28 protein-coding genes and 1 tRNA gene are annotated in these 26997 nt (G+C 62.4%); 12 read left to right on the top strand and 17 right to left on the bottom strand.

Features of this window, described 5'->3' with window-relative positions; translation table 11 throughout:
• Positions 1–3: 3 nt before the first annotated feature.
• Genes E7813_RS16995 through E7813_RS16980 form a run of 4 tightly spaced genes read left to right on the top strand, consistent with a single transcriptional unit; the run spans position 4 to position 3881 of the window.
• Positions 4–963, top strand: coding sequence for an ABC transporter permease (locus E7813_RS16995; protein ID WP_291575775.1), 960 nt, complete (start codon positions 4–6; stop codon positions 961–963).
• The gene (locus E7813_RS16990) at positions 929–1876 is read left to right on the top strand and encodes an ABC transporter permease (protein WP_291575774.1); all 948 of its coding nucleotides are present in this window, start codon (positions 929–931) and stop codon (positions 1874–1876) included. Before E7813_RS16995 ends, E7813_RS16990 begins: the two co-directional genes overlap by 35 nt.
• Positions 1876–2913 (top strand): ABC transporter ATP-binding protein, encoded by a 1038-nt coding sequence (locus tag E7813_RS16985; RefSeq protein WP_291575773.1) that lies wholly within the window; start codon positions 1876–1878, stop codon positions 2911–2913. The genes E7813_RS16990 and E7813_RS16985 overlap by 1 nt, the downstream gene beginning before the upstream one ends.
• Positions 2910–3881 (top strand): dipeptide ABC transporter ATP-binding protein, encoded by a 972-nt coding sequence (locus E7813_RS16980; protein WP_291575771.1) that lies wholly within the window; start codon positions 2910–2912, stop codon positions 3879–3881. Before E7813_RS16985 ends, E7813_RS16980 begins: the two co-directional genes overlap by 4 nt.
• Before the next feature lie 23 nt (positions 3882–3904).
• Here the strand turns inward: E7813_RS16980 and E7813_RS16975 are convergent, their stop codons facing one another.
• Positions 3905–4123 carry a hypothetical protein gene (locus tag E7813_RS16975; protein WP_291575769.1) on the bottom strand — a complete coding sequence of 73 codons (219 nt, stop codon included), beginning with the start codon at positions 4121–4123 and terminating at the stop codon, positions 3905–3907.
• Positions 4124–4329: 206 nt separating this feature from the next.
• Between E7813_RS16975 and E7813_RS16970 the strand changes: the two genes are divergently transcribed.
• Positions 4330–4983, top strand: a complete 654-nt coding sequence (locus E7813_RS16970) for a sensor histidine kinase (protein WP_291575767.1) — start codon at positions 4330–4332, stop codon at positions 4981–4983.
• A gap of 519 nt (positions 4984–5502) precedes the next feature.
• On the opposite strand, the gene E7813_RS16965 is transcribed toward E7813_RS16970, so the two are convergent.
• Positions 5503–5862, bottom strand: coding sequence for a hypothetical protein (locus tag E7813_RS16965; RefSeq protein ID WP_291575765.1), 360 nt, complete (start codon positions 5860–5862; stop codon positions 5503–5505).
• Between the two features lie 40 nt (positions 5863–5902).
• Here E7813_RS16965 and E7813_RS16960 point away from each other — a divergent pair, with 40 nt between their 5' ends.
• Together E7813_RS16960 and E7813_RS16955 are read left to right on the top strand one after the other, a co-directional pair.
• On the top strand, positions 5903–7096 hold the full coding sequence (locus tag E7813_RS16960; protein ID WP_291575763.1) for an ABC transporter substrate-binding protein: 1194 nt from the start codon (positions 5903–5905) through the stop codon (positions 7094–7096).
• 260 nt (positions 7097–7356) lie between these two features.
• A complete protein-coding gene (locus E7813_RS16955; protein ID WP_291575762.1) occupies positions 7357–8037 on the top strand; it encodes a ParA family protein in 681 nt (226 codons plus the stop codon).
• A 180-nt stretch (positions 8038–8217) separates the two neighbouring features.
• Here the strand turns inward: E7813_RS16955 and E7813_RS16950 are convergent, their stop codons facing one another.
• The 3 genes from E7813_RS16950 to E7813_RS16940 all read right to left on the bottom strand — a co-directional run bounded on the left by E7813_RS16950 (position 8218) and on the right by E7813_RS16940 (position 9058).
• Complete coding sequence (locus E7813_RS16950; RefSeq protein WP_291575761.1) at positions 8218–8352, bottom strand: hypothetical protein; 135 nt, start codon at positions 8350–8352, stop codon at positions 8218–8220.
• A 139-nt stretch (positions 8353–8491) separates the two neighbouring features.
• On the bottom strand, positions 8492–8644 hold the full coding sequence (locus E7813_RS16945) for a hypothetical protein (RefSeq protein WP_291575760.1): 153 nt from the start codon (positions 8642–8644) through the stop codon (positions 8492–8494).
• A gap of 138 nt (positions 8645–8782) precedes the next feature.
• Positions 8783–9058 carry a metal-sensitive transcriptional regulator gene (locus E7813_RS16940; protein ID WP_079538503.1) on the bottom strand — a complete coding sequence of 92 codons (276 nt, stop codon included), beginning with the start codon at positions 9056–9058 and terminating at the stop codon, positions 8783–8785.
• 75 nt (positions 9059–9133) lie between these two features.
• On the opposite strand from E7813_RS16940, the gene E7813_RS16935 reads away from it, so the two are divergent.
• Entirely contained in the window at positions 9134–11515 is a 2382-nt protein-coding gene (locus E7813_RS16935; RefSeq protein ID WP_291575841.1) for a heavy metal translocating P-type ATPase, read from the top strand.
• 97 nt (positions 11516–11612) lie between these two features.
• Here E7813_RS16935 and E7813_RS16930 read toward each other — a convergent pair whose 3' ends face one another.
• The 3 genes from E7813_RS16930 to trxB all read right to left on the bottom strand — a co-directional run bounded on the left by E7813_RS16930 (position 11613) and on the right by trxB (position 14881).
• Positions 11613–12530: a 4-hydroxy-tetrahydrodipicolinate synthase gene (locus E7813_RS16930; RefSeq protein ID WP_291575758.1), complete on the bottom strand. Its 918-nt coding sequence runs from the start codon at positions 12528–12530 to the stop codon at positions 11613–11615.
• Positions 12531–12989: 459 nt separating this feature from the next.
• On the bottom strand, positions 12990–13913 hold the full coding sequence (locus E7813_RS16925; protein ID WP_291575756.1) for a LysR family transcriptional regulator: 924 nt from the start codon (positions 13911–13913) through the stop codon (positions 12990–12992).
• Positions 13914–13915: 2 nt separating this feature from the next.
• Positions 13916–14881 (bottom strand): thioredoxin-disulfide reductase, encoded by a 966-nt coding sequence (trxB, locus tag E7813_RS16920; protein ID WP_291575754.1) that lies wholly within the window; start codon positions 14879–14881, stop codon positions 13916–13918.
• A 288-nt stretch (positions 14882–15169) separates the two neighbouring features.
• On the opposite strand from trxB, the gene E7813_RS16915 reads away from it, so the two are divergent.
• Together E7813_RS16915 and E7813_RS16910 are read left to right on the top strand one after the other, a co-directional pair.
• Positions 15170–15649 carry an Lrp/AsnC family transcriptional regulator gene (locus E7813_RS16915; RefSeq protein ID WP_291575753.1) on the top strand — a complete coding sequence of 160 codons (480 nt, stop codon included), beginning with the start codon at positions 15170–15172 and terminating at the stop codon, positions 15647–15649.
• 133 nt (positions 15650–15782) lie between these two features.
• Entirely contained in the window at positions 15783–16238 is a 456-nt protein-coding gene (locus tag E7813_RS16910; protein WP_291575751.1) for a DoxX family protein, read from the top strand.
• Positions 16239–16249: 11 nt separating this feature from the next.
• Here E7813_RS16910 and E7813_RS16905 read toward each other — a convergent pair whose 3' ends face one another.
• The 6 genes from E7813_RS16905 to E7813_RS16880 all read right to left on the bottom strand — a co-directional run bounded on the left by E7813_RS16905 (position 16250) and on the right by E7813_RS16880 (position 22603).
• On the bottom strand, positions 16250–16678 hold the full coding sequence (locus E7813_RS16905) for a DoxX family protein (RefSeq protein ID WP_291575840.1): 429 nt from the start codon (positions 16676–16678) through the stop codon (positions 16250–16252).
• Between the two features lie 55 nt (positions 16679–16733).
• Entirely contained in the window at positions 16734–17171 is a 438-nt protein-coding gene (locus tag E7813_RS16900) for a DoxX family protein (RefSeq protein ID WP_291575750.1), read from the bottom strand.
• 330 nt (positions 17172–17501) lie between these two features.
• Complete coding sequence (gene greA, locus E7813_RS16895) at positions 17502–17978, bottom strand: transcription elongation factor GreA (RefSeq protein ID WP_291575749.1); 477 nt, start codon at positions 17976–17978, stop codon at positions 17502–17504.
• Between the two features lie 120 nt (positions 17979–18098).
• Positions 18099–21428, bottom strand: a complete 3330-nt coding sequence (gene carB, locus E7813_RS16890) for a carbamoyl-phosphate synthase large subunit (protein ID WP_291575748.1) — start codon at positions 21426–21428, stop codon at positions 18099–18101.
• 238 nt (positions 21429–21666) lie between these two features.
• Positions 21667–21744: transfer RNA gene (locus E7813_RS16885), tRNA-Ala, on the bottom strand.
• Positions 21745–21907: 163 nt separating this feature from the next.
• Positions 21908–22603 (bottom strand): class I SAM-dependent methyltransferase, encoded by a 696-nt coding sequence (locus E7813_RS16880; protein ID WP_291575746.1) that lies wholly within the window; start codon positions 22601–22603, stop codon positions 21908–21910.
• Positions 22604–22726: 123 nt separating this feature from the next.
• Here E7813_RS16880 and E7813_RS16875 point away from each other — a divergent pair, with 123 nt between their 5' ends.
• A complete protein-coding gene (locus tag E7813_RS16875; protein ID WP_291575744.1) occupies positions 22727–23254 on the top strand; it encodes a DNA starvation/stationary phase protection protein in 528 nt (175 codons plus the stop codon).
• A 145-nt stretch (positions 23255–23399) separates the two neighbouring features.
• Positions 23400–24389 (top strand): DUF3592 domain-containing protein, encoded by a 990-nt coding sequence (locus E7813_RS16870; protein ID WP_291575742.1) that lies wholly within the window; start codon positions 23400–23402, stop codon positions 24387–24389.
• Here E7813_RS16870 and E7813_RS16865 read toward each other — a convergent pair.
• From E7813_RS16865 to carA, 3 genes are all read right to left on the bottom strand, one after another.
• On the bottom strand, positions 24386–24913 hold the full coding sequence (locus E7813_RS16865) for a hypothetical protein (RefSeq protein WP_291575740.1): 528 nt from the start codon (positions 24911–24913) through the stop codon (positions 24386–24388). The two genes, E7813_RS16870 and E7813_RS16865, sit on opposite strands and share 4 nt — an antisense overlap.
• Positions 24914–24963: 50 nt before the next feature.
• Positions 24964–25470: a PaaI family thioesterase gene (locus tag E7813_RS16860; protein ID WP_291575738.1), complete on the bottom strand. Its 507-nt coding sequence runs from the start codon at positions 25468–25470 to the stop codon at positions 24964–24966.
• A 226-nt stretch (positions 25471–25696) separates the two neighbouring features.
• Entirely contained in the window at positions 25697–26887 is a 1191-nt protein-coding gene (gene carA / locus E7813_RS16855) for a glutamine-hydrolyzing carbamoyl-phosphate synthase small subunit (protein WP_291575737.1), read from the bottom strand.
• Between the last annotated feature and the right edge of the window lie 110 nt (positions 26888–26997).

The following is a 26997-nucleotide window of genomic DNA, read 5'->3' as shown; positions in this document are numbered from 1 at the left end:
GCAATGGGAAAGTACATTCTCAGACGTCTGATCATCGCTCTTCCCAGCCTGTTCGGCATCAGTCTCATTCTTTTTGTGCTGCTGGCGCTGGCGCCGGGCGATCCGTTCGGCGAACTCGCCAGCAACGCCAATATTCCACCCGAGGTCCAGGCGGCGCTGCGGGTGAAATTCGGGATCGACGATCCCATTCTCGTTCGCTACCTGCGCTGGCTCGTCGCGATGCTGCACGGCGACTGGGGCTTTTCGTTCGCAAGCCGCATCGACGTCGACCAGTTGATCCTGCAGCGCGTCCCGACCACGCTGTTTGTGGTCGGCTCGTCGCAAATCCTGGCATTGGCGATCGCACTCCCGGTCGGCGTCTATGCCGGGATGCGGCCCTATTCGATCTTCGACCAGATCGCCAACGCGCTTGCCTTTGTCGGCTTCTCGTTGCCGACCTTCTTCACCGGGCTGCTGCTGATCCTTGTGTTCAGCGTCAATCTCGGCTGGCTGCCGTTCGTCTATCGCGCCGATATCGCCGCCACCGGATGGCACTTGTATTGGGAGACTTTCAAGCAAGCCATCATGCCGGTCGCGGTCCTCGGCCTGTTCCAGACCGCATCCTATACCCGCTACGTGCGCTCCGCGGTGCTTGACGTCATCCGCCTGGACTATGTCACGACCGCGCGCTCGAAGGGGATTGGCGAAGGCAAGGTCGTGATCAAGCACGTGGTCCGCAACGCCTTGATTCCCGTGGTGACGCTGGTCGCGCTGCAAATGCCCGCCGTGTTCGGCGGCGCCATCGTCACCGAGCAGATTTTCCGCATTCCGGGCATCGGCTCGCTGCTGATCACCGCGATACTCGCCAATGATACGCCCGTCATCATGGCGGTGACGTTCGTGTTCGCCTGTCTTGTCGTTATCTTCAACCTCTTGGCCGATATCATCTATGGCTGGCTTGACCCACGCATCTCCTACCGTTGACGCTGCGGTCCCGCTCCCGCTGCAGGGTCGCGCGCGCCGCATCTCGCCCGGCTTCGAGGCGTGGCGAAAGTTTCGCCGCCATCGCATGGCGGTCGTCAGCGTGGTGATTCTGACGGCGCTGACGTCGGCCGTTGTGCTCGGGCCGTTGATCTGGCGCGTGCCGATCAACGAAATCGATTTTACCGCGCGGCTGGCCTCCCCGAGCTGGCAGCACCCGTTCGGCACCGACGATCTCGGCCAGGACCTGTTGGCGCGCATGCTGTACGGCGGGCGCATTTCGCTGGCGGTCGGCTTCGCGGCGATGGCGGTTGCGATGATCGCCGGCACCGTCATCGGCGCGATATCGGGCATTTCCCGCGGCAGCGTCGACGCCGCGCTGATGTGGATCACCGACCTGTTCCTGGCGCTGCCGCAATTGCCGCTGCTGTTGCTGGTGATCTATCTGTTCCGGGATTTCCTCAAGAGCTGGGTCGGCCCGGAGGGCGGCATCTTTATCCTGATCGTGCTGGTGATCGGCGCCTTTCGCTGGATGCCGGTGGCGCGCCTGGTCCGAGCCCAGTTCCTGTCGCTGCGCGAGAAGGAATTCGTCGAGGCGGCCCGCGCGCTCGGCGCCACGACGCCGCGGCTGGTGATCCGGCACATCCTGCCGAATTCGCTCGGACCGGTCATCGTGGCCGGCACCATCGACATCGCGGCGGCGATCATCGCGGAATCGACGCTCTCGTTTCTGGGTCTCGGCTTTCCGCCGGACATTCCGACCTGGGGCCGCCTGCTGTTCGACGCCAAGGATTATCTGGACATTGCGCCGCACTGGGCGCTGTTCGCCGGCGCCGCGATTTTCCTGACCGTGCTCACCATCAATTTCATCGGCGACGGATTGCGTGATGCGCTCGATCCCAGAAGGGTCATGTGATGTTGCATGTGGAGCGTGCGACGGGGCTCGACGAAAAACCGCCCGGCGAAGCCCCGCTGCTGGATATCAGGGGGCTCAAGACGCACTTCACGACCGATGACGGCATCGTGCAGGCGGTGGACGGCGTCGATCTCACCGTCGGGCGAGGCGAAACCGTCTGCGTGGTCGGCGAGTCCGGCTGCGGCAAGACGGTCACCGCCCTGTCCGTCCTCAAGCTGATCTCGACGCCGGCCGGCCGCATCGTCGGCGGACAGATCCTGTGGCAAGGCCGCGACCTGGTTCCGCTGCCGGCGCAGGAGATGAACCGGATTCGGGCCAGGGAAATCGCGATCGTGTTCCAGGAACCGATGACCTCGCTCAATCCCGTCTACACCATCGGAGACCAGATCGGCGAGGTGATCGCCCGGCACGAGGGATTGGGGCGTCGCGCCGTGCTGGAGCGAACCCTCGACATGCTGGCGCTGGTCCAGATCCCGAATCCGAAGCGTCGCGTCAACGATTACCCGCATCAATTTTCCGGAGGCATGCGGCAGCGCGTGATGATCGCGATGGCGCTGTCGTGCAATCCAAAACTCCTGATTGCCGACGAACCGACGACAGCGCTCGACGTCACGATCCAGGCGCAGATCCTCGACCTGCTGCAGGACATGAAATCCCGCTTCGGCATGTCGATCATGCTGATCACCCACGCCATGGGCGTCGTGGCCGAGGTCGCGCAGCGTGTCGTGGTGATGTATGCGGGCAAGGTCGTGGAGCAGGCGTCGGCCGAACGGTTGTTTGCCAATCCCCGTCATCCGTATACCCGGGGTCTGATCCGCTCGATCCCGCGCATCGATCTGGCGGCCCTGCACCACACCCGCCTGCAGACGATCGCCGGCGTCGTGCCCGGACTGGTGAATCCGCCCGCTGGATGCCGCTTCGCGGCACGCTGCAGCCTTGCGACGGACGAATGCAGGCGGGCGCAACCGGCCTTGCGCGAAGTCGAACCCGATCACCAGGTTGCCTGCATCCATGCGGAAGACACGGCCGCATCATGAGCGAACGGTTGCTCAGCATCCGCAATCTGACCAAGGCGTTTCCGGTCAAGGGCGGCTTGTTCTCCGGTCAGGCCGGTAGCGTCCACGCGGTCGATGGCGTCGATTTTAACATCGACCGCGGAGAAACCCTCGGGCTGGTGGGAGAATCCGGCTGCGGCAAATCGACGACCGGACGCTGTGTGCTTCGCCTGATCGAGCCGACCTCCGGCGAGATCGATTTCGAAGGCAGGAACGTCCGATCGTTGGGGGCCAAAGACCTTCGCGCCCTGCGCCGCGACATCCAGATCATCTTCCAGGATCCTTATGCGTCGCTCAATCCGCGGATGAGTGTCGGCGCGATCGTCGGCGAGGCCCTGATCATCCACAAACTGACCAAAACCAGACGGCAGTTCGAAGACCGTGTGGTGAACCTGCTCGAAATCGTCGGCCTGCGGGCGGATGATATGGGACGCTATCCGAACCAGTTCTCCGGTGGTCAGCGCCAGCGCGTCGGTATTGCGCGCGCGCTCGCCGTCGAACCCAAACTGATCATATGCGATGAACCGGTGTCGGCGCTGGATGTGTCGATTCAGGCCCAGATTATCAATCTGCTGGAAGACCTGCAGCAGAAGTTCGGGCTGGCTTATCTGTTCATTGCCCACGATCTGTCGGTCGTCGAGCATATCAGCAGGCGCGTTGCGGTGATGTATCTCGGCCGCATCGTCGAGACCGCGCCCGCGCGCGCGCTCTATGTCTCGCCGCTGCACCCCTATACCGAAGCGCTGTTGTCGGCGGTCCCGATTCCGGATCCCAAGGTGAAACGCCGGCGCATCGCGTTGCAGGGCGAGATGCCAAGTCCCATTCATCCGCCGACCGGTTGTCACTTTCACACCAGGTGCCCGATCGCGCAGTTTCCGTTATGCAGCAGCCGGACGCCGGCGCTCAAGCAAAGCTCCGATGGGCATTGGGTCGCCTGCCATTTTCGCTGAGGGCGCTGCGAGAGGCGGAGCGACTATCCGGACGCTTTACCGGAGATAACCGAGAAGTCCTTGGACTTCTGGCCATCGGCTACTTCCGAAAATCCCTCGGCAGCCATGCCGCGTTTAAGCAGCTCCCGTATGGCCGCTGCGCGGCTCGGCATTCGCTTTGAAAAACGCCAGGTATCCACGATCCGCAGCTCGTCATGCGTGAGCATGATCTGGAGCCGCTCGCCTCGGCTGAGTTCACCCATCGAACCTCCCCTTGAAAATTCGCCCCTTCAACGACAGAACCCTAAAATTAGTTCCTTACTATTTATACTCATTAGTTTCCTTTTTTGGATTTGGCAACTTGAGTCACAAAGGCGCTTAGTACGTAGCTAACATATTGAACTTACTATTATTTTATTTATTTGCGACTTCCGGAAGGACAGCCTTAACCTTCGAAGGGACTCTAGAAATGTCAATTCCGATCGAACAGGGGATTCTCGGCCCAGCCGAGGCCGATCATCGGATAGCGAACAACCTGGCCAGCCTGAGCAGTGTTCTTCGCCTTCAGCGCAACGCTATTTCCAGGAACGGCAAAAACCTTACGACCGAACAGGTTTGCATGCTGCTCGACGATGTCAGCGTGCGTATCGAGGTCATGGCGAAGCTCCACAAGTCCCTGGCGCTGAGCGGCAACGGCAATGGCGTAAACCTTGGCGATTTCCTGCAGGAGATTTCCGAACTGATCGGCACGCTCGGCCCGGAAGGAAGGATGGACCTGACAGTCGAAAATTCTTGCGACGGCTATATCGACCCGCGTCACGCCCTTCACGCCGGGCTCATTGCCGCCGAGCTACTTACGAACGCCGGCAAGTATGCGCATCCGACCGGCCTGCCGGCGAAGGTCCATATCCGCTGCGAGACCAGCGACGACGGTTCGTTGCTGGTGGAAGTGACGGACGACGGCATCGGTTTCCCGGAGAATTTCGATCCGTCCATGGATGGCGGGCTGGGCTTTCAGCTTATGCGGGCGCTGGCGAACGGGCTCAGCGCCGAACTTGAATTTGAACACAGCAGTCTCGGCGTTTGTGGCCGCCTCGTCAGACGAAAACGCCTGGTGTCCTGAAAGTCCAGAAAGTCAGTGGAGCAGCAGCGTGCCCTCATCCCGACAATTCATTACCGTCCTTGAGCACCCACGATGCCCGCGCTGTCAGCGGCGAATGAAACTGGAAGACGTCTCGCCGGGGCCGAAAGGTTTCGAAAGCCGGTTGTTTGAGTGCTCTAAATGCGATCATGCCGAGACCCGTGCCGTGCCGTCGGACCCGATCAAATCCAATGCCGTCCGGTGGCTGGCGGGCGAACTCAAGGCGCCGGAGTAGTTCAGCCGCGTCATCCGCCTTGTCGAATTATTTCGCGCCAACGCCCGTCCCCTGCGGCGTATTGTGTTGCCCGCCCGTCTTGCCAACGTTCCGCCATTCACCCACAATTCGCCGCGGGCGGAGGGGTTTGTCGCGTTTGCTCGGGTATTTCAGTTCAACGCGTTCGCGGGGAAAAATATGTTTTTGGTCCGGTCGAGGAATTTTCAGCTCGGTCTGATGCTCGCAACGACGCTTTCGGCGTCGTTGCTGCCGACGGCGGGCCGCGCCTACACCGCCGAGCAGCAGCAGGCGTGCAGCGGCGATGCGTTCAGGCTGTGCAGTTCCGAGATTCCGGACGTGGATCGCGTCACGGTCTGCATGATTGCCAAAAAGTCCCAGCTCTCGCCGGGCTGCAGGGTGTTCTTCAGGCCGTCGGAGCCGGAAGCCGTACCGGTCGCCGCGGGAAGGCCAATGAACATCAGGCCGCTCACGGTGCGAAAGCCCGTCCAAGCCAAGCCGCACACGTCCAGGAAACCGGTAAAGCCGGTAAAGCCGGCAAAGCCGGCCACGACCTGACCGCATCGCAACACGCTGAGGTAACTGCCGGTGAACGCCGCGCATCGGCTTGCCAACCCGCGGCCGTTCACTCAGACTTCCTCCACAACGAAAAAATCGTGGAGGAAGCCAATGTTGGTCAGGAGTTGGGGGCTGTTCGGCGCTGTCATCGCGGTCCTGCTGGCGCAGCCTGCATTCGCGCAGAAGCAATACGGGCCCGGCGTCAGCGATACCGAGATCAAGATCGGCCAGAGCATTGCCTATAGCGGCCCGGCCTCGGCCTACGGCACGCTCGGCAAGGTCGAAGCCGCCTATTTCAAGTGGCTCAACGACACCAAGGGCGGCATCAACGGCCGCAAGATCACCTTCATCAGCCGCGACGACGGCTACTCGCCGGCCAAGGCGGTCGAGAACGTGCGCAGCCTAGTGGAAGGCGACGAGGTCGCACTGATCTTCGGCGTGCTCGGAACGCCGTTGAACATGGCGATCCGGCCTTACCTGAACAAACAGGGCGTGCCGCAATTGTTCGTCGCCGCAGGCTCCTCGGCCCTGAACGACCCGGAGCATTTTCCCTGGAGCATGGGCTGGCAGCCCAACCTGCGCGATGAGGCGAAGTTCTACGCCAAAAACCTGCTCGCCCATAACCCGAAGCCCAAAATCGGCGTGCTCTACCAGAACGACGATTTCGGCAAGGATCTGCTGGCCGGCCTGAAGGAAGGCCTCGGCGAAGGCGCCGACAAGTTGATCGTCAGCGCGCAGAATTTTCAGTCGACCGACCCGACCATCGACAGCCAGATGGTGATCCTGCAGAGCGCCGGCGCCGACTCGCTGTTCCTGTTCACCTATGCCAAGCAGGCGGCGCAAGCGATTTCGAAAATGTCCGACCTGAAATGGAAACCGGAGACCTACCTGCATCTCGGCGCCGCCTCCGTCGGCGCCACCTTCAAGCCGGCAGGCCTCGACAAGTCCGTGGGCATCATGAGCGCCGGCTTCATGAAGGACGTCACCGATCCCAAGTGGGCCAACGACCCCGACGTCAAGACCTGGACCGAATGGATGAAGGCCAACATGCCCGGCGCCGACCTCAACGACAGCCTCACCGCCGCCGGCTACAGCTTCGGGCAAACCATGGAGCAGGTGCTGAGGCAGTGCGGCGACAACCTCACCCGCGAGAACATCATGAAGCAGGCGGCGAACCTGAGGGATTTCCGCGTCGGCCTGCTGCTGCCGGCAAGCCGCATCAACACCTCACCGACGGATTATCGCGTGGTGACCTATATGCAGTTGCAGCGGTTCAACGGCGCAAGCTGGGATGATGTGAAATAGCGACGTCATCGGAGTCCCTTGCGGCGAAGGCAGTCGCAAGGGACTGCGGGCGTTCCCCGGCATCCTGCCTTATTTGAAAGGTGGCCTCTCGCCCGCCCGATTCCGATGGTTCCCCTGTTTGCAACGCAAAGGTGTGACTCAAAAGCCAACCTCATAGACGAATCAGAGGCTTCGCCACAATTAGGTGAAAATTTTCCTTCCACGAATCAGCGCGCTGATTCATTTTCGTCTCCTGGGGTCAATATCTGGAGGCCAAGGTAATGAACGTCATCGTTTTCGCATCGCGTAAAGGCGGCACGGGCAAGAGTACGCTGACCGCTCATCTTGCTGCGCAAGTCCACAAGGCATCGAAGCCGTGTCTGCTGATCGATGCCGATCCGCAGGGGTCGTTGACCCTGTGGCATAAGTTACGCGGCACCAACGAACCGCCGATCAAAACCGCCGTCAATTCGGTCAGCGGGATTGTCGCCGCCGCCAAGAGGGATGGCATCGAATGGGTGTTCATCGATACGCCGCCGAATACATCGGCCGTCGTCGAAGACGCCATCAAGAACGCCACCATGGTGATTATTCCGGCGCGGCCCGGGGTGTTCGACGTCAATGCGGTGCAGGAGACCATCCAGACCTGTCGCGCGAACCGCAAGCCCTATGCGGTCGTCCTCAACGGCGCGCCGGCGTCCAGGGACAACGCGGAAAGCCGCATCGTCACCATCGCGCGCGAAGCGCTGGCCAAGTTCCGTGCGCCGGTGTGGGGCGGCCAGATCACCAACCGCTCCGATCTGTTGATGGCGCTCGGCCATGGCGAAGGCGCGCGCGAATATTTCGCCGAAGGCCGCGCGGCGGCGGAAATCGGCCGGTTGTGGGCGGCGATCGAACGTTCGGTGAAGGCGATCCGCGGCACGTCGCCATCCTCAGGCGCCATGCACAAGCAGGCGGCGTAGTTCCGCCACCGGCGGGTCATTGCGAGGAGCAAGGCGGCGAAGCAATCCATTCTTTCTTGCGGCGATGGATTGCTTCGCGGATCCTGCCATCGGGCGCGCATTCGCGCGACCCGTCGGCTTGCAATGACGAAAGCGCTGCACGTCCTCAGGGTGACGCCGGTGCAGGGGGCAAAGCGCCGCTCAATTCACCATCAGCATGTAGAACACCACGACCGGCGACAGGCTCAGGATCACCGACCAGATGCCGAGCGCCCAGAGAATATCCTGGGTGCTGAAACCCTGTTGTTCGGGCAGAGGATTGTTCTGATTGTTCACGACGCCCCCGCGTTCTGCGTTGTTGTTGTCGAAAGCGATACGCGAAGACTTTTAAAAAGCCGGTCGCGATTTCGCTCGAATTTGACCACAGGTGCTACCGCGGGTTTACCACGATGAGCACCCGCCGGTAGTTTCAGGGTCAGCTTGCCATCAGCATGCGGAAGGCCAGCACCGGCGATGCGCCGAGCAGCAGCGCCCACAACCCGAACGACGACACCAGAAGGTAATCCTGTGTCCGCTGGGCCCGGTCGAAGATCCGATGATTGGCTTTTTGAATGGTTTGAGCGGTCATGATTCCCCCGTTTGTTGTTATTGGGGAGATTCAATAATCCTCAAATTTTAAAGTCGCGGTCGCCGCATCGTTCGAACTTGAAATGACGATGCAACCGCGCGTTAACCAGGCGGATGGCCGGCGCAAGGAATGGCCAACCTATCTGTCGGCGCGGCCGACCACATCCATCAATTCCGCGATCTTGCGGCGCTGGTCGGCCTTGTCGCCCGATGAAATCGCGTGCTCGACGCAATGGGCGACGTGGTCGCGCAGGATTTCCTCCTCGACGCGGCGCAGCGCCGCCTTCGCCGCAGCGATCTGCGTTACCACGTCGATGCAATAACGGTCGTCCTCGACCATCCCGGCAAGCCCACGGATCTGGCCTTCGATTCGTTTGAGGCGTTTCAGGCAGGAGGTCTTGATCTCGGTGCGCATGTGGTCCATATACCCCCCTAGGGTATATATTTCAAGGGCCGTGATCGAAGGCCCGGGAGAATTTCGGTGGGTCAGATGGATCGGGATCACGGGCACGGCCATCCCCATGGCGGCGCAGCATCGGCTCATGCCTGTTGCGGAAGCAAACATGGCGATGCCGATAAAGCCAAAGGCGTTGCGTCCGCCGTCGATCCCGTTTGCGGCATGAAGGTCGATCCTGCGACCGCCACGCAGCGCACCACCTACAACAGCGGGGATTATTTTTTCTGCTCGGAGCGTTGCCGCGAGCGTTTCGAGGCCGAGCCGGAAAAATTCCTGGCGCCGAAACCTGCGTCGGCTGCACCGGCCGACGCCATCTACACCTGTCCGATGCATCCCGAGGTGCGGCAGGTCGGTCCGGGTTCTTGCCCGATCTGCGGCATGGCGCTGGAGCCGGAACAAATCTCGCTCGACGATGCGCCGGATCCCGAACTGATCGACATGACCAGGCGATTCTGGATCGCGCTGGCGCTGACGTTTCCGGTGTTCGCACTCGAGATGGGCAGCCATCTCGGGCTGATGCACCTCGTGCCGCCGGGCTGGTCGAACTGGATTTCCCTTGTGCTGGCGACGCCCGTGGTGCTGTGGGCCGGGGTGCCGTTCTTTGCGCGCGGCTGGCAATCCGTCGTTACGCGAAACCTCAACATGTTCACGCTGATCGCGATGGGCACCGGCGTTGCCTGGCTCTACAGTGTGGTGGGCACGCTGGCGCCGCAGCTGTTTCCGGCCGATTTCCGCGACATGCATGGCGCGGTCGCGGTGTATTTCGAGGCGGCGGCGGTCATCACGGTTCTGGTGCTGCTTGGGCAGGTGCTCGAACTGGGCGCGCGGGCGCGCACGTCGGGTGCGATCCGCGCGCTGTTGGGCCTCGCGCCGAAAACCGCGCGGCGCATTACCGATCACGGCGACGAAGATGTCGCGATCGATGCCATCGCGGTCGGTGATCGCTTGCGGGTGCGTCCAGGTGAGAAGATTCCGGTCGATGGCGTCGTCACCGAAGGCCGCTCCTCGGTGGACGAGTCGATGGTGACCGGCGAGTCGATGCCGCTATCGAAGGCCGCAGGCGCCCGCGTGATCGGCGGCACCGTCAACCAGAGCGGCGCGCTGGTATTGCGCGCCGAAAAAGTCGGCCGCGACACCATGCTGGCGCGCATCGTCGAACTGGTCGCAAAGGCGCAACGCTCGCGCGCGCCGATCCAGCGCCTCGCCGACCGGGTCGCCGGCTGGTTCGTGCCGGCGGTGATAACGGTGGCGTTATTGGCGTTCGCGGCATGGGCGGCGTTCGGACCGGAGCCGCGCTTCACCTTCGGCCTGGTCGCGGCCGTAACCGTGCTGATCATCGCCTGTCCCTGCGCGCTCGGGCTTGCCACCCCGATGTCGATCATGGTCGGCGTCGGCCGCGGCGCCCATGCCGGAATCCTGATCCGCGATGCGCAGGCGCTGGAGCGGCTGGAAAGCGTCGACACGCTGGTGATCGACAAGACCGGCACGCTGACGGAAGGCAAGCCGCAAGTGGTCGGCGTCGTTCCCGCCGACGGTTTCGGCGAGGACGAATTGCTGCGATGGGCGGCGAGTGTCGAGCGCGGCAGCGAGCATCCGCTGGCGCAGGCGATCCTCGATGCCGCCAGCGGGCGTAAGTTGAATCTTGCCGAGGTCGGCGATTTCGCCTCGCCCGCCGGCAAGGGCGCGACCGGGACCGTGGACGGCCGGTCCGTTGCGCTCGGAAATTCGGCACTGATGGATGAATTGAACATCGTCACGCGCGATCTCGATCGTGCCGCCGAGGCCGCCCGGCAGGACGGCGCTACTGCGATCTATGTCGCGGTCGATCGGCGCGCCGCCGGCGTCCTTGCCATCGCCGATCCCATCAAGCCGTCGGCGCCGGAAGCGTTACGGGCGCTGCGTGACGACGGCCTGCGCATCGTGATGCTGACCGGCGACCATCTGACCACCGCGCGCGCGGTGGCCTCAAAGCTTGGTATCGACGAGATCGAGGCGGGCGTGCTGCCGGAACGCAAGAGCGAGGTGGTGCAGCGGCTGCATCGCGAAGGCCGCCGCGTCGCCATGGCGGGCGACGGCGTCAACGATGCGCCGGCTCTGGCCGCCGCCGATGTCGGCATCGCGATGGGCGGCGGCACCGATGTCGCGATCGAAAGCGCCGGCGTTACCCTTTTGACCGGCGATCTCATGGGCATCGTGCGGGCCCGGCGATTGTCGATCGCGACCATGCGCAATATCCGCCAGAACCTGACGTTCGCGTTCCTGTACAACGCCGCCGGTGTACCGATCGCCGCCGGCGTGCTCTATCCGGTTTTCGGCATCCTGCTGTCGCCGATGGTCGGGGCCGCGGCGATGGCGCTGTCGTCGGTCAGCGTGATCGGCAATGCGCTGCGGCTGGCGCGCACAAAATTGGATTGAGCTTTCGGGTGAGGGGGCTATCCGCGAGTCCGAGTCTGTCGAGAGAGCCCCTCACCCCGGCCCTCTCCCCGCAAGAGCGGGGCGAGGGGGAATGCTTTCAAGCGCGCCGCAACAACGGTGGCGTTCTCCGCTCGATTTCCGCATCGAGCCGCGTTGCCAGTTCCTCGCTCACTTCCACCATCGGCAGGCGCACTTCGGCGCTGTCGATCAACCCGGTGCGCGACAGCCAGTACTTGGCCGGCGAGGGGCTCGGCTCGGCAAACAACAGGCGGGTCAATCCGGAAACACTCTCCCAACTCGCCGATGCGGCGTCGCGGTTGCCTTCCCCAAGCAGCGTCTGCACCGCTGCGAAGGTTTCGGTCTCGATATGTGCCGACAGCAGGATGGCGCCGTCGGCGCCGTCGGTGAGTGCGTCGAAATATTGCGCGTCCTCGCCGGTCAGGACGCGGAAGCCCGAGGGCCGCCGGCGCAGGAAATCGATCGACTGGGCGCGGTCGGCGCAGCAATCCTTCATGCCGACGATGTTTGGATGTTCGGCAAGCGCAAGCAGCGTGTCGTTGCCGAGATTGACGCCGGTCCGGTAGGGAATGTTGTAGAGCACGATCGGCCAAGAGGAATGATCCGCCAGCGCGTTGAAATGCTGCACCATGCCGCGCTGCGACGGCCGGGTGTAATAGGGGCTCGCAATCAGATAGCCGTCGATCGGCCACGCCGCCGTCTCGTCTAGCGCATCGCACATCTTCGCGGTGCTGGCGCCCGACAGGCCAAGGCAGATCGGCAGGTGGCGTCGGCTATCCGACATTTCGGCGCGCACGGTGGCGACCAGCCGCTCCAGTTCGGCGATCCCAAGCGCCATGCCTTCGCCCGAGGTGGCCGCGAGAATCATTCCATTGACCGGAAAGTCCGCGTAGTGCCGGACCAGCCGTCGCAGCGACACCTCATCGAGTTCGCCGTCGCGAAACGGCGTCACGAGCGGCAGCCAGAGCCCATGCAGGGAAGATCGAAGTTCGGTCATTGTTCATCTCCTGGGAAAGCCGGAGACGGGACAACAAAAAACCCCGTCCAGACGGCGGGGTTTTTCGGATCGGTGTCGGACCACAAGTCTATCGCGCACGCCAATCTGAAGCCCCCGGAAGGGGAGCTTTTTTCGACGACGCTGCACACAGATTCGTGATCATTGACGGATGGTGATTGGACGTGGGGCGGTTGTCAATGCGGTGGCTCCATCGGGGCCGGCCTTACCGCATGAAAAAAAGCCGGGCTCGCGAGAGCCCGGCTTAAGGTATTGGCCACGTGAGGCCGACACAATCACCTTCCAAGAGGGATTTACTGAGCGTTCGCGCCACTGGAGGAGGGGGACAAATACGTAACGCGACCACTCAGCGTAAAAACACTATGACTCGCGTCCGCGCCTTGCGGCAACCGTTTGCTCCGCATGTCAGTCATGCGGAGACCGGGGGTTATCGAGCGATAATCAGGACGGCCAGCGCTGCGCCTTGCTGACCACGAAGTCGCGGAATACCTGCACCCGCGCCACCGTCTTCAACTCTTCAGGATAGACGAAATAGGTATCGAGCTGGATCGAGTCCGATTCGCCGAACAGTTGCACCAGGCGGTTGTTTTCCTCGACCAGATAGTCCGGCAGCGCGGCAATGCCCAGCCCCTGCTGGCAGGCGCGCACGACGCCGAGGATGTTGTTGACCTTGAAATAGGCTTCGCGGGGCCCCGAGCCGTTGCGGCCGGCCTCGATCAGCCAGCTGCGATTCTGCAAATGCGGCTGGAGCTGCGCATCGCTCAGCATGATGATGCGATGCGAGTCGAGATCGTCCAGCGTGCGAGGCGTGCCGAAGCGCTTGATATATTCCGGCGAGCAATAGGCGTGGAAGCCGATCGAGAACAGCTTGCGCTGGATCAGGTCAGGCTGGGTCGGCTTGCGGGTGCGGATCGCCACGTCGGCCTCGCGCATCGACAGATCGAGGTCTTCGTCGCTCACGATCAGGGAGATGCGGATATCGGGATAAAGCGCAGTAAATTCGTCGAGCCGCGGAATCAGCCAGTTGATGCCGAGCGCCGGCGGCGTCTGGATCTTGAGATCGCCGCTCGGCCGCTCGCGGCTGTCGGTCAGCTTGGCGCGAGCCGCCTGCAACTGCATGAACACGTCATGCGCGGTGCGAAACAAAAGGTCGCCCTGTTCGGTGAGGATCAGGCCGCGTGCGTGGCGGTGAAACAACGAGACCGAAAGCTCCTGCTCCAGTGCGCTGACCTGCCGCGACACCGCCGATTGCGACAGGCCGAGCTGCTCGCCGGCATGCGTGAAGCTGCCGGCTTCCGCCGCCGCGTGAAATACCTTCAGCTTGTCCCAGTCCATATCGGTAAATCCGTTGCGCGTTCGAGCCATGATTACTCCGCCGCCGCGCGGTCGCTCGCGCGCAGCGCGAGAAAGCGTTCGGCCTCTAGGGCCGCCATGCAGCCGAGGCCTGCCGCCGTGACGGCCTGCCGGTAGGTTTCGTCGGCGACATCGCCGGCTGCGAATACACCGGGCACCGAAGTGGCGGTGGAATTCGGCGCCACCTCGACATATCCCGACGGTTTCAGCTTGATCTGGCCGAGGATGAGTTCCGTGGCCGGCGCATGGCCGATCGCGATGAACACGCCGTCGGCCGGCAGTTCGGTCAGCGCGCCGGTTTTCACGTTCTTGAGCCGGACGTGGGTGACCTTGGCGGGATTTTCGGTACCGCAGATTTCATCGATGGCGCTTTCCCATACCACCTTGATCCTGGGATGCTTGAACAGCCGATCCTGCAGGATGCGCTCGGCGCGGAAATGATCGCGGCGATGCACGATGGTCACTTGCGAGGCGAAGTTGGTCAGGAACAACGCTTCCTCGACCGCGGTGTTGCCGCCGCCGACCACCATGACTTCCTTGCCGCGATAGAAAAATCCGTCGCAGGTCGCGCACGCCGACACGCCAAAGCCCTTGAACTTTTCTTCCGACGGCGTGCCGAGCCAGCGCGCCTGCGCGCCGGTGGCCAGGATGACGGTCTCGGCCAGATAGATGTCGCCGCTGTCGCAGGTCAGGCGGAACGGCCGCTGCGCCAGTTCGAGTTTGGTGACCAGATCGGTGACGATCCTGGTGCCGACATGAGCGGCCTGCTTCTCCATCTGCTCCATCAGCCACGGACCCTGGATCACGTCGGCGAAGCCCGGATAATTTTCCACGTCGGTGGTGATGGTCAGTTGTCCGCCGGGCTGGATGCCCTGGATCAGGATCGGCTCGAGCATCGCGCGCGCCGCATAGACCGCGGCGGTGTAACCGGCCGGGCCAGACCCGATAATGACGACCTTGGCGTGGATGGGGGCGGGCATGGGTAGATCCCTCTCGTAAGGGAATTTGGCAAGTGCTTGAGCGGAAAGCGCCCGGAAAGGCGTCACGGCGGCGCTGAAAGCGTCAAATCCAAGTCTAGGACATCTGGCAAGCTATGCAAGAATTGCAATCCATATCCGCGAATTTTCCCCGGAACCGGGTAAATGACGCACCGCACGCGCAATAAAATTGCGCGAGGGTGGGAGCTGCGCTAAGACTGTTGCCGCTATCTCCCGCAGGCTTTGTCAGCCCGGGAATCGGCGACGAAACTGACAGGACCCCGGACCCGCGTGTCGAAGAATCTTGACGAAATCGACCTCAGAATCCTCAGCGAAATTCAGGCCGATGGCCGAATCACCAACGTTGAACTGGCCAAGCGCGTCGGCATTTCACCGCCGCCCTGCCTGCGGCGCGTGCGAACGCTGGAGGAAGCCGGTTACATCCAGGGTTATCGCGGACTGCTGGATCCGCGGCGGCTCGGTTTCGATGTCACGGTGTTCGCCTCGGTGCATCTGTCCAGCCAGGCCGACGCCGACTTGCGCGCGTTCGAGGAATTCGTGCGCGCCGAACCGCTGGTGCGGGAATGCTGGATGCTGTCGGGCGAGGTGGATTTCATTTTGAAATGCGTGGCGCCCGACATGGCGACGTTTCAGGATTTCGTCACCCATCTGACGGCAGCGCCCCATGTGCGCAATGTCAGGACGTCGCTGGTGCTGCACAATTCGAAATACGAGGCCGCGGTGCCGCTCGAATTGAAAGTCCCGGGCTAGCGCGACCTGGGTGTGAGCGCTTGTCCTTGCAAATTGTTTCCTCACGGGAATAGCTGCGGCGCGACGGTGTTCCAGAACCAGAAACGGGGCTTGCAAGACTCCGAAGTGGGCAGAAGGAAATGCGGAGAAAACGATGGCTGCACGCGAGGAACCGAAACTCGTTTTTCCAGCTCTGGCAGGTCTCTACCGGCGCTTTTCCCCGTACTCTTACGCCTTCATGCGCTTTGTGACCGGCGCAATCCTGGTGCCGCATGGCATCCAGAAGATACTCAACACCCCGATTGCCAAATTCGCGCCGAACATTGCGGCGAAAGGGCTGCCGTTTGCGGAAGCGCTGGCCTATCTGACCTACTTTGCGGAATCGGTCGCAGCTACATGCCTCGCCATCGGGCTGTTTACCCGGGTCGCGGCGGCCATGGTCGGAATTGAAATGCTGGTCATCGTCGTCGTTTTTCAATGGCAGTTCGGATACTTCTGGACAGCCCGTGGATACGAGTACGCCTTGTTGTGGCTGCTGCTCTGCATCGCGATCTTTTTCAAGGGCGGCGGCCGCTATTCGATCGATCGAATTATCGGCAAGGAGTTCTGATCTGGTCGCGGTTACGATGTCCGCGAAACATCCGGTTGAAGCCTGGACCCTGCACCCAGCAACGAATCGAGGCTGAGCGGACCGCCACCGGTTGCCGCAAGGTAAAGACAGCCGAAACAGAACATGATGGCCAGCGATCCATCGTTGAGCAAAGGGAAGAAGCTTTGCGGAAAGTGTTCAATGAAATAAGCGAACGCCATTTCGCCCGATAAAATGAAAGCCACCGGCCGGGTCAAGAGACCCAGCATCAACATCCCGCCGAGCACCAGCTCCAGCATCCCTGCCACTCCGAACAACGAGAGCGGCGTTACGTCCTCGAACACGGGCATCGGCGGAAACTTGAACAATTTGGCGACGCCGAACTGGAACATCAACAGGCCGGTGATGAACCTGAACAGGCTCAGCAAATACGGCTGATAGGTTGCGCCAATGCGATCCAGGCTCATGGTGTCCTCCGATCATGGTATCGACATGCAACGAACGGCTATCGTTGGTTTACAGCGCATGCACCCGGGACGCCCCTTCAGACAATGAACGGTTCCCTCTCATCGCATCCAGGCTCCACGGGCCGGCGCCGGCGAACACGAAATACAGGAAAACGAAACAAAACAATGCGGCAAGTTCGCCGCCGTTCACTATCGGATAGAAGCCTTTGCCGGCATGCGCCATGAAATAGGCGACCGCCGTGAAGCCCGAGAGAATGAACGCGGTCGGCCGCGTGAACAGACCGATCGTGAACAGAAGTCCTCCGATCAGTTCGATCAGCCCGCCCATCCCGGTCAGCGAATTGATCTGAACGTTTGCGAACCGGGCAGCCTCGGGGAAGCCAAGGATCTTTGCCGTGCCATGTTGCAGCAAATCCAGCCCAGTGAAAATGCGAAGAACACTCAGGACGCGAAGCATCCAGAGGGTGGAGAATTGGTCGAACTTCATCGAGTCGTCCTGGCGGGTTGATTATATTATATAACTATCGTGGCCGGGCCTTGTATTGCCGAGCCCGACAGCATGCCAACTCACAATGTTGTCAGCATGGTGTGATCGGCAGCCGTCCGCTTCGGTGCGTCTGGCCAGTTGGGCCGGACGTACATCAACGCGCACTGAAGGATTTGGTTCGCAAGGAACCGCTCGAGCGGGAGTGTCCCCGTCGGCCGTTCATCGCTGCTGCAAAGCAAGAATGAAGGCGACCGGCCTCGTCAACAAGCCGAAAGGGCCGGGAGATCATCCTGGCCCTTTGTCACGTTACGAAATTCAAGACGCGCTTTGCTAGCGCCACTCGACCTTGGTGATCTCGTAGGCCTTGGCGCCGCCGGGGGCCACGACTTCCACGGAGGCGCCCTTTTTCTTTCCGATCAAGGCCCGCGCCAGCGGCGAGGTGATGGAGATGCGGCCTTTCTTGGCGTCGGCTTCCGGCTCGCCGACGATCTGCCACACCGCTTTCTTGTCGGTGTCCTCGTCGATCAGCGTGACGGTCGCGCCGAACTTGATGGTGTCGCCGGAGAGTTTCGAGATGTCGATGATATCGGCGCGCGCCAGCTTGTCCTCAAGCTCGGCGATGCGGCCTTCATTGTGGGACTGCTCTTCCTTGGCGGCGTGATATTCCGCGTTTTCCGAGAGGTCGCCATGGGAGCGCGCTTCGGCGATATGCTCGATGATGCGCGGACGCTCCACCGACTGGCGCCGCTTCAATTCGACCTGAAGGGCGGCATAGCCGCCGGCGGTCATCGGAACCTTTTCCATCATTTGTCCTCGTCCTTCAACTTCATGACAAACGCCGAAACAGAACATCCCCATGACTGGTGAGTTCCAGCCATGGCGGCTTTATTGCCAATCGGTTAGCGGGCCCTTGAGCCCGCCCAACGATCAGGTTTCGGAAAAATAACTCTGCAGCGTGCGGACCTCGAGGTCCCCGCCCAGATAGGCGCGGATGCCCTGCGCGGCCGCCACGGCACCCGAAAGAGTGGTGTAATATGGCACTTTATGCAAGAGGGCAGCGCGCCGCAACGAACGGCTATCGGCCAGCGCCTGCGGCCCGTCGGTGGTATTGAAGACCAGCTGGATATCGCCATTCATGATGGCGTCGACGATATGCGGCCGTCCCTCCAGCACCTTGTTTACCTTTTCGGTCGGCACCCCGTGATCGGCCAGGAAACGCTGCGTGCCCGAGGTCGCCATCACCTTGAAGCCAAGCGAAAATAACAGCCGCACCGCTTCCACGATCCGGGTCTTGTCGTTCTCGCGGACCGATACGAATACCGTCCCCTTGCGCGGCACGCGGGTGCCGCCGCCGAGCTGGCTCTTGGCGAATGCGACTTCGAACGAACGGTCGATGCCCATCACTTCGCCGGTCGAGCGCATCTCCGGACCGAGTACGGTATCGACCCCGGGAAAGCGGGCGAACGGAAACACCGATTCCTTGACGCCGACATGGCCGAGCTTGCGCCGGACCAGGTTGAAGTCCTTTAGCTTCTCCCCGGCCATGATTCTGGCGGCAATCTTCGCCACCGGCATGCCCATCACCTTGGCCACGAACGGCACCGTGCGCGACGCCCGCGGATTGACTTCGAGCACGTAGATGTCGCCGTCCTTGATGGCGTATTGCACGTTCATCAATCCGACCACGTCGAGACCGAGCGCCAGTTCGCGGGTTTGCCGTTCCAGTTCGCCGATCATCCGGGCGTCGAGCGAATGCGGCGGCAGCGAGCAGGCGGAGTCACCGGAGTGAATGCCGGCTTCCTCGATATGCTCCATGATTCCGACGATGAAGGTGTCCTTGCCGTCGCACAGGCAGTCGACGTCGATCTCGATGGCGTCGGACAGATAGCGGTCGAACAGCAGCGGATTCTTGCCGAGCACGGTGTTGATCTGCCCGGTCTTGTCGTTCGGATAGCGCGCCTTGACGTCGGCGGGCACAAGCTCGGGCAAGGTACCGAGTAGGTAGTCGCTGAGCTGGTTGTCCTCGCGGATGATCTGCATGGCGCGGCCGCCGAGCACATAGGACGGACGCACTACCAGCGGCAGCCCGAGATCGGCCGCCACCAGCCGCGCCTGCTCGACCGAATAGGCGATGCCGTTTTTCGGCTGCTTCAGCCGCAGCCGGTCGAGCACGCGCTTGAAGCGGTCGCGGTCTTCGGCCAGATCGATCGCGTCGGGCGACGTGCCGAGGATCGGCACGTTGGCCGCCTCCAGCGCATGCGCAAGCTTGAGCGGCGTCTGGCCGCCGAACTGCACGATGACGCCGTGCAGCTTGCCGTTCCTGGTTTCGGTGTCGATGATTTCGAGCACGTCTTCGGCGGTGAGCGGTTCAAAATAGAGCCGGTCGGCGGTGTCGTAGTCGGTCGAGACCGTTTCCGGATTGCAGTTGATCATGATGGTTTCATAGCCGGCGTCGTGCAATGCGAAGCAGGCATGGCAGCAGCAATAGTCGAACTCGATGCCCTGGCCGATCCGGTTGGGCCCGCCGCCGAGGATGATCACCTTGTTCTTGGCCGATGGCGCGCTCTCGTCGGCGAGCACGCCTGCGAACGGCGATTCGTAGGTCGAATACATGTAGGCGGTTGGAGAAGCGAACTCCGCCGCACAGGTGTCGATGCGTTTGAACACCGGGCGAACCCCGAGCGCATGGCGCGCAGCGGTCACTTCGGCTTCGGTAGTCTCGGACAGCACCGCCAGCCGCGCGTCGGAAAAGCCCATCGCTTTCAGGGTCCGCATGCCGAACGCGTTGGCGGGCAGGCCGCTTTTCTTGATCTTGCTCTCCATCTCGACGATGCCGCGCAGCTCCGCCAGGAACCACGGGTCGATCTTGCAGGAGGTGAAGATTTCTTCGTTGCTCCAGCCGAGCCGCATCGCCTGCGCGACCTGCAACAGACGGTCCGGCGTCGGCGTGCCCAGGGCGGCGCGGATCGCGTTCTTGTCGTCGCTGCGGCCGAGGCCCTCGATCTCGATTTCGTCGAGGCCGGTCAGGCCGGTCTCGAGGCCGCGCAGCGCCTTTTGCAGGCTCTCCTGGAAGGTGCGGCCGATCGCCATCACTTCGCCGACCGACTTCATCGACGTGGTCAGCGTGGTCGAGGCACCGGGAAATTTCTCGAAGGCAAACCGCGGAATCTTGGTGACGACGTAATCGATGGTCGGCTCGAACGAGGCCGGCGTGGCGCCGCCGGTGATGTCGTTGGCGATTTCATCGAGGGTGTAGCCGACGGCAAGCTTGGCGGCGACTTTGGCGATCGGAAAGCCGGTGGCCTTGGAGGCCAGCGCCGAGGAGCGCGACACTCGCGGATTCATTTCGATCACGACCATGCGCCCGTCGGCAGGATTGACGCCGAACTGCACATTGGAGCCGCCGGTCTCGACCCCGATCTCGCGCAGCACCGCCAGCGAGGCGTCGCGCATGATCTGATACTCTTTGTCGGTCAGCGTCAGCGCCGGTGCGATGGTAATGGAATCGCCGGTATGCACGCCCATCGGATCGAGGTTCTCGATCGAGCAGATGATGATGCAATTGTCCTTCTTGTCGCGCACCACCTCCATCTCGAACTCTTTCCATCCCAAAACCGATTCCTCGATCAGGATTTCGTCGGTGGGGGAGGCGTCGATGCCGCGCTCGACGATCTCGATGAACTCGGCCTTGGTGTAGGCGATGCCGCCGCCGGTGCCGCCCATGGTGAAGGACGGCCGGATGATCGCGGGCAGGCCGATGTCGTCGAGCGCCCGCAGCGAGTCCGGCAGATTCTTGGTCTGGATCGAGCGCGGCGTCTCGAGGCCGATCCGGGTCATGGCCTCGCGGAAGCGGCCGCGATCCTCCGCCTTGTCGATGGCATCGGCGGTGGCGCCGATCATCTCGACGTCGAATTTGGCCAGCGTGCCCTGCTTGCGCAGGCTCAGCGCACAGTTGAGCGCGGTCTGCCCGCCCATGGTGGGCAGCAGCGCGAAGCCGCCGGGAACAACGTAGCGCTCCTTCTCGATGATCTTGGCGACGATTTCCGGCGTGATCGGCTCGATATAGGTGGCGTCAGCCAGTTCCGGATCGGTCATGATCGTGGCCGGATTGGAATTGACCAGCACGATGCGGTAGCCCTCGGCCTTCAGCGTCTTGACCGCCTGGGTGCCGGAATAATCGAATTCGCAGGCCTGTCCGATCACGATCGGGCCGGCGCCAATGATCAGGATGGTGGAGATATCGGTTCTTTTGGGCATCAAGTCTCACGGGCAGGGAATTGGGCACAAAAAAAGGGCGCGCATACCGCGCGTCCCCTAAGCCTCAAGCGCCAGGTCACCCTCGCGCGCGGGTGGTCTTTAGACCAGATTCCGCAACCGCGAAAGGCCCTTAAAGCCCCCATCAACCGGCAATTTCCCGACTTCTCTCGGCGAGCTTCGGCGGGGCAGGCCCGCTGGAACACGACTTGCCCAGCCTTAGCTGCGCAGCACCAAAGGCTGGAGGCCCGGCCTGGAATTGAACCAGGATAAAGAGCGATGCATTGCTCTCGCGTCGACGCCTTTCCGCCACCGGGCCGCGCCGATCATTGCCGATCGGGTCTCGGCCGGCCACGTCTAGCCGCGGTTAACCCTAACCGGCCTCGCTGCTTCGCAGCTTCGGCTGGGCGAGCCCACCGACGAGGATCCTGCTCGGCCCGGCCGCGGGCTTGCCCCGCCGAAGCTCGCAGAGCGAAGGCGGGTCAGAAGGCATGCCGGGCGACGAAGGTCATTCGCCACGGATTGTGCCCGATGTTGAAATGCGCGCGCGAGGCGGTAAATCCGTTTGCCGCAAGTTTTGCCACCATCTCCGCTTCGCTGTAGCGCTGCAGGCCGATGCGGTTGCGCAAGTGCCGGTAGTCCGACAGTGCGGTGGAGACCAGTCCGATCAGGGCGTCTTTCAGGAAGCCGTGGGTCGCCGCAAAGCGCAACAAAGCGAATACGTCCCTGCCCATGCCGACCTCCGGACGCAATATATCGCCCAGAACCAGCCGGCCGCCCGGCTTCAACAGCCGTCGGATCACCGCGAAGGCATCGTCGAGTCCGGCCGGTGTCATATATTGCGCGACCGAGTTCATGATCACGAGATCGATCGACTTTTCGTCCATCTTGCGCAGGTCTTCCAGCGAGCGCACCCGGATCCTGGTGTCGGGCGCAAACCGCGCGATCAGCCGGCCGCGCACGCCGGGTGCCGGTTCGGCGAGGTACAGCTTGCCGCAGGCCTCGGCCACCCGCGTTGCCGACAGGGCTTCGCCGCAGGCATAATCCAGTACCACCGCGTCCGGCGAGGAGATGTAGCCGATGATGTCCCGGGCGATGACCTGGAAATGCAGGTCGCGATGCAGCTTGCTCGCATAGATCGTATGCGTGGAATCGTAATAATCGATCCAGTCGTCCATGGTCACAAAAGCCCGGTAAACAGGGGTTCCAGCGATGGAACCGGGGGATAGATGATGCGTTAGATTGTCCGGCGCGCGATGTCCATTGCCGCCATCGTCCGGTTCCTAACAGGAAGGTTCATCGTGAGCAAAGCCAGGTCTGACAAAGTTTCTCCCGATCTCGATACCCCGACCGATATGCCGCAGGCCGCGGTAGAGAAGATTTCGGCATCGCTCAACACGCTCTTGGCCGACGCCTTCGCGCTGTACGTCAAAACCAAGAATTTTCACTGGCACGTCAGCGGCCGGCATTTCCGCGACTATCATCTGATGCTCGACCAGCAATCCGAGGATATTTTCGCGACCACCGACCAACTCGCCGAACGGGTGCGCAAGCTCGGCGGCGTCACGCTGCGCTCGATCGGGCAGATCGGGAAGTTGCAGACCATCAAGGACAACGACGAGAGCTATGTGCCGCCGCGCGACATGCTGCGCGAGTTGATGGAAGACAACAAGCACATGGCGGCGGCGATGCGCAAAGCCCACAAGCTGTGCGACGATCACGAGGATTCCGGCAGCGCCGGGCTGCTCGAGACCTTCATCGACGAGACCGAGCGCCGCACCTGGTTCCTGTTCGAAGCCACCCGCCAGGAAGGCGGCAACGAGGCGTAGGGAGAGCGCAAGCGACCGATCAATCCGGTCACTTGGTTAATCCCGCATCAAGCGGGCCGATCGAATGCGCATGTAAATCGGAATCGGGCTTTAAAAGTCCGCGCGTAAGAGGAACGCTGATCCGAAGCACCCGATCGAAAACGTCATGACGGATTTGAGCATTGCGCGCCCTGCGCAGCCGACGCTGGCGTACGGCCTTGCCGGGCTGTTCGGCCTGTTTACCGGGGTTTGTGCGGTTTTCGCCGGCAGCGTTACGCTGTTCGACTGGCATGACGAGGCCACGCAGGCGCGCTGGCCGGTGACATCGGCGGTCGTCGACCGCGCGGAGATCATCGCGGCGGCGCGCGGGAAGCAGAACGGCGGATCGCTGTGGAATCTCCGGACCCGCGTACACTACGAGGTGGGCGGCGTCACGCGGACGGCGACGCTGACATCGCGCACGGTGTTTTCGGAAACCGATGCCGCGAAGTTGCAGGCTGCGGAGGAGCAGCAACCGAGGGGCAGCCGGATCGACATTCGCTACGACCCATCCCGGGAAAATCGCGCGGTCGTTGCATCCGCCGAACTGTCACCCGACCGAACGCGCACCGATCGCATCCTGTTGGCAGGTTTCGCGATCGCCTCGGTCGGCTTTCTGGCGCTGGCCAAATACCTGAGAGCACGCGCGGCACGCGCGCCGCCGTCGGCCAATGGCGCTCAGCACGCAAGACTCGCGCTGGGGATTGCCACAGCCGCGTTGGGTCTGGCGATGACCGGACCTGCGATCGTTGCGGCGGTCCAGACCGGTAAATTCACCGGCGAGAGTCTGATGGCGGTGCTTTTCGGGCTGATATTTGTATTTCCCGGAGTGCTGATCTGCCTGCCACCGCAATACACCGGAGCCAAGAACCTGCTGGGAGCGCTCACCATCACCGGCCTGGCGATCGTCTTCGACTGGGTGGCCTTCGGCCCCGGCGAGCGTCAGTTCAGCGGCAGTATCAATGGCGTCGGGTTCGTTCCGGGCGAACTGATGGGACGCGCCGCGTTCGGCGTCTTCGCCATTATCCTCGATGTCTGCGTCGTCATGATGTGGATCGGCCAGTGCCGGCGAATGTTCGGAGCCGGCGGAGCCGGTCCGGGCATCTTCGACGATTAGGCTCGCTTCCACAGCCGGACCAGCGGGCCGTCCGCGCCGCGCACCGGATCGGTGTTCGGCCGTTTCACTTCCGGAATTGTCTTTAGTGCCTTGGCGTGATTTTCCGGCGTCGGCAGCGTGACGTGCATTTGCGGTCCCGGCGGATAGGCGCCGACGACGGAGAAGTCCTTGCTCGCGGACAGGCATTGATGCCCGGTCCCCGCGGGCAGGATCGCGACGTCGCCGGCTGCGATCTCGATCTCCCGGCCGTGGTCGCCGCCGAAACGCACCTGCGCATGGCCGCGGGCGATGCCGAGCGCCTCGTGCACCGTCGCATGGTAATGCAGATAGTCGTAGACGCCGTTGCGCCACATCTGGCCCCAGCCATTGGCGCCGAACAATCCCTCGATGGTTCTTTCGGGATGCGCGTTGGCGAGGTCGATCGCCTTTTTGTAGACCACGAACGGCAGCGGATTGTTGGGTACGAGGCCGTCGTCCTTGAAGACGAAGGTGAGGGGTTCGATATCGGTGTCGACAACGGACATGATGATCTTCCTCGCGCAAGAAAGTTGCGGATTGAACTTATATCGCGGGTTCACGTTCCCTTTTTATTTTCGCTGGGAAACTCGAACACCAGACAGGTCGTGGTGGCGTGCGCCAGCAGGCGGCCCTTGGCGTCGGTGATGCGCGCTTCCGCGGTGGCGGCGCGGCGTCCGACGCTCAGCGTGCGGCCTTCGCTGCGGACCGGGCCGGTATCCTGGTTCATGCCCCTGATGAAACTGATCTTGAATTCGAGCGTGGTATAGCCGGTTCCCGCCGGCAGCATCGAATGTACGGCAAGCCCCATCGCTGAATCCAGCAGGATCGCGGCATAGCCGCCATGGAGCGAGCCGATCGGATTGTAGTGCCGGAAGCCCGGCACACTGTGGATCACCACGACGCCGGGCTCCGCCGTGCAGTCGAACGGCTCGACCGTCTGCATGATCGGCGGCTCCGGCAGTTTGCCCGAGAAGATGGCGCGGACGAAATCGATGCCGGGCATCGAGGCCATGATCTCGGTCGGGGTGACGCCGAATTCGGGAGCGGGGGTTGTATCGTGCATCGGGTTACTTCCGCAGTATGATGATGGTCATCATACTAAACGAGCTGGCATCGTACCAGTATTTTCAGAACGGAATGTTTCAGAACACACTACCGTCGTCCTGAGGTGCGCGCCCTTGCGCGCCTCGAAGGATGGGCCGCAGGTACCTTTTGTCGCATCCATCCTTCGAGGCTCGCCGCAAAGGCTCGCACCTCAGAATGACGGCTGGGGGTGACGCCGGAGAATTTTACGAGGCCTTGTTCGCCCGCATCAAGTCGGCGAAGCGCTTGAACAGGTAATGCGAGTCGCGCGGGCCGGGGGAGGCTTCGGGGTGATACTGCACCGAGAACACCGGTTTGCCGTCGAGCGCGATGCCGCAATTGGAACCGTCGAACAGCGAGACATGGGTCTGCGTCGCGCCCTTCGGCAAGGTCGCCTGATCCACCGCAAAACCGTGGTTCATCGAAGTGATTTCCACCTTGCCGGTGGTCTCGTCGCGGACCGGATGATTGGCGCCATGATGGCCCTGATGCATCTTCTTGGTTTTGGCGCCGACGGCGAGGCCCAGCATCTGGTGGCCGAGGCAGATCCCGAAAGTCGGCGTTCCCGACGAAATCACTTTCTGGATCACCGGTACGGCATATTTGCCGGTCTCGGCGGGGTCGCCGGGGCCGTTGGAAAGGAACACGCCGTCGGGCTTCATCGCCAGGATGTCTTCGGCCGATGTGGTCGCCGGCACCACGGTGATCCTGCAGCCTTCACCGGCCAATAGCCGCAGGATGTTGCGCTTGATGCCGTAGTCGATGGCGACGACGTTGAATTCGGGCGCGGTCTGCCGCCCAAAGCCTTTTTCCCACGCCCACGGCGTTTCGTCCCAGGTGAAGCGCTGGGCCGAAGTGACCATCGGCACCAGGTCCATGCCTTCGAGGCCCGGCCATTTGCGCGCCTCTTCCTTCAGATCCTGCAGGTCGAACAGGCCGTCCCGGGCATGCGCAATCACCGCGTTCGGCATGCCCTTGCTGCGGATCAGCGCGGTCAGCGCCCTGGTGTCGATGCCGGAAAGGCCGATGATGCCACGCGCCTTCAGCCATTGGTCGAGGTGCCGTGTGGCGCGGTAGCTCGACGGATCGGTGATGCCGGCGCGCAGGATCACGCCGCGCGCGCCCGGCGTCGCCGCCATGTTCACGGTCTCGATATCTTCGTCGTTGGTGCCGACATTGCCGATGTGCGGGAAGGTGAAGGTGATGAGCTGCCCGGCATAGGACGGATCGGTGAGGATCTCCTCGTAGCCGGTCATCGCGGTGTTGAAGCAGACTTCACCGACCGCCTGGCCTTCGGCGCCGAGGCCAAAACCCTCCAGCACGGTGCCGTCGGCGAGCACAAGCAGCGCGGTCGGGTTGTGATCCGGCCAGGCAGACGCGTTTTCGGTTGATGTCATGAGCGCATTACATAGTCGCCGCATCCGCTCGCGTCAAAGCCGGAAAACGCGGATTCACATGCTGTTTGCGGGTATTTTATGAACTTTCTTTCGTCATGGCCGGGCATAGC

The organism is Bradyrhizobium sp., assembly GCF_004799405.1.
Lineage (GTDB): Bacteria > Pseudomonadota > Alphaproteobacteria > Rhizobiales > Xanthobacteraceae > Bradyrhizobium.
The sequence above is the reverse complement of the archived record's forward strand: the minus strand, read 5'-3'. Positions and strand labels throughout refer to the sequence as shown.